General features: G+C 66.6%; 2 protein-coding genes. Both read left to right on the top strand.

Annotated features, from left to right (window positions below; translation table 11 throughout):
• Positions 1-106: 106 nt before the first annotated feature.
• Positions 107-1,294, top strand: a complete 1,188-nt coding sequence (locus MOV74_RS35940) for a DegT/DnrJ/EryC1/StrS family aminotransferase (RefSeq protein ID WP_309486872.1) — start codon at positions 107-109, stop codon at positions 1,292-1,294.
• 195 nt (positions 1,295-1,489) lie between these two features.
• A partial coding sequence (murJ, locus tag MOV74_RS35935) for a murein biosynthesis integral membrane protein MurJ (RefSeq protein WP_246931980.1) occupies positions 1,490-2,532 on the top strand: 1,043 nt, incomplete at its 3' end.

Genomic DNA, 2,532 nt, shown 5'->3' with positions numbered 1-2,532 from the left:
CCAGCCTCGAGATCGCCACGCAGTGCCTCGAGACGCCGTCACGGCCCGCGGCCAAATCGCCCGCCCTCAAGGGCCCGCGCCGCGTCGCCGGCTGAACCCTTCATCCATGTCGACCATTCAAGAAGGCGCCAAGAACCAGACCATGAACCAGCATCTGCGTTCCGAACCCATTCCGTTCATCGACGTCGGCTCGCAGCGCCGCCGGCTCGGCGCCTCACTGGATGCCGCGGTCAAGCGCGTGATGGACCATTGCCAGTTCGTCAACGGTCCTGAAGTCGCCGAGTTCGAGAAGCAGCTCGCGGCCTACAGCGGCGCCAAGCATGTGATCGGCTGCGCCAGCGGCACCGACGCCATCCTGATGGTGATGATGGCGAAGAATGTCGGGCCCGGCGATGCCGTGCTGTGTCCGTCCTTCACCTTCATCGCAACCGCCTCGCCCGTGGCGCGGACCGGCGCGACGCCGGTTTATGTCGACGTCGATGAAGCCACCTTCAACATGAGCCCGGAGTCGTTGAAGCGCGGCATCGCGGCTGCGCGGAAGGCCGGCCTCAAGCCCGTCGCGGTCATTCCGGTCGATCTGTTCGGCCAACCGGCCGATCACGACGCCATCGCCGAGATCGCCAAGGCCGAGGGCCTGTTCGTGCTCGATGACGCCGCACAGGGCTTTGGCGCGAGCTACAAGGGCCGCAAGCTCGGTACTTTCGGGCTCGCCACTGCGACCAGCTTTTTCCCGGCAAAGCCGCTCGGCTGCTTCGGCGACGGCGGCGCCATCTTCACCGATGACGACGAGCTCGCGGCGACACTGCGCAGCATCCGCGTGCACGGGCAGGGCGTCGACAAATACGACAATGTCCGCCTCGGCCTGACCGGCCGGCTCGACACCATGCAGGCCGCGGTCCTGATCGAGAAGCTGAAGATCTTTGACGACGAGATCGCCGCCCGCAACAGGGTTGCGGAGCGCTACGCGCGTGGCTTGTCCAACGTCGTCACCGTGCCGCGTCTGGCGCCCGGCAACACCTCGGTCTGGGCGCAGTACACGATCCGACTGCCGAAGGGGACCGATCGCGACGGTTTCGCTGCCGCGCTAAAAGCCCAGGGCGTGCCGACCGCGATTTATTACGGCAAGTCGATGCATCAGCAGACCGCCTACAAGCAATATCCGGTTGCCGACGGCGGCCTGCCTGGCTGCGAGAGCCTGTCGCAGGACGTCATCAGCCTGCCGATGCACGCCTACCTGACCGAAGCCGATCAGGAGCGCGTGATCGCCGCCGTGCGCGGTGCGCTGGCGGGCTGATTTCGCGGTGGTTCTTCACCTCTCCCGCTTGCGGGAGAGGCCGCGCCGAAGGCGCGGGTGAGGGGTCTCTCCTCTGGGGGAGTCTTCGTCGTTGAGACACCCTCTCGCCAGCCCTCCCCCGCAAGCGGGGGAGGGGGCGCGCTTCCTCCACGGCTAGCACCTAGACCTAATCGCGCCATGCTCTAAAACAGACGCATGCTCGGACGCATCTTCACGGTCGGTGGTTACACGCTGCTCTCGCGGCTGACGGGATTTGCCCGCGACATCATGCTCGCGGCGATCCTCGGCGCCGGCCCGGTGGCCGACGCCTTTTTCGTCGCGCTGCGGCTGCCCAATCACTTCCGTGCGATCTTCGCCGAGGGCGCCTTCAACGCCGCCTGGGTGCCGGCCTATGCCCATGTCCATGGCGAGAAGGGCGAGGCGGCGGCACATTTGTTCGCCGATCGCATCTTCACGTTGCTGCTGGCCTCGCAAGTTCTGCTGCTGGTCGTCGCCTGGCTGTTCATGCCGCAGGCCATGAGCATCCTCGCGCCGGGCTTTTCCGAGGATGCCGAGCAGCGCAAGCTCGCGATCGAGCTGACCCGGATCACCTTTCCCTATCTGCTGCTGATCACGCTGGTGACGCTCTATGGCGGCATGCTCAACGTGATGCAGCGCTTTGCCAGCGCCGCGGCGGCCTCGATCTTCCTCAACGTCGCCATGATGATGACGCTGGCGGTTGCCGTCTGGTTTCCGACCGCGGGCCACGCCGCGGCCTGGGGCGTGCTGATCTCCGGCTTCCTGCAATATTTCCTGCTCGCCGGCGATCTCGCGCGCCATGGCGGCCTGCCGCGCTTTGCCCCGCTCAAGCTCGACGAAGACGTCCGTGGCTTCTTCAAGGCGCTGGGCCCGGCGACGCTGGGCTCGATGGGCACGCAGGTCGCGCTGTTCGCCGATACCATCATCGCGACCTTTTTGCCGGCCGGCGCGCTGTCGGCGCTCTATTATGCCGACCGGCTCAACCAGCTCCCGATCGGCGTGATCGGCATCGCTATCGGAACGGTGCTGCTGCCGGAGATGTCGCGGCGGATCACGGCCAACGACCTTGACGGCGCGATGAAAGCGCAGCGCCGCGCGTTCGACTTCACGTTGCTGTTCTCGATCCCGTTCGTCGCGGCGTTCCTGACCGTGCCCGACGCGATCATGCGCGCGCTGTTCGCCCGCGGCGCCTTCTCGAAGGCCGATGCCGCCGCCGCGGG

Origin of the sequence: Bradyrhizobium sp. SHOUNA76, from assembly GCF_023006445.1 — a bacterium.
In the GTDB taxonomy this organism is placed as follows: Bacteria; Pseudomonadota; Alphaproteobacteria; order Rhizobiales; family Xanthobacteraceae; genus Bradyrhizobium.
Note: the sequence above shows the minus strand (reverse complement) of the source record. Positions and strands in the feature narration are given on the sequence as shown.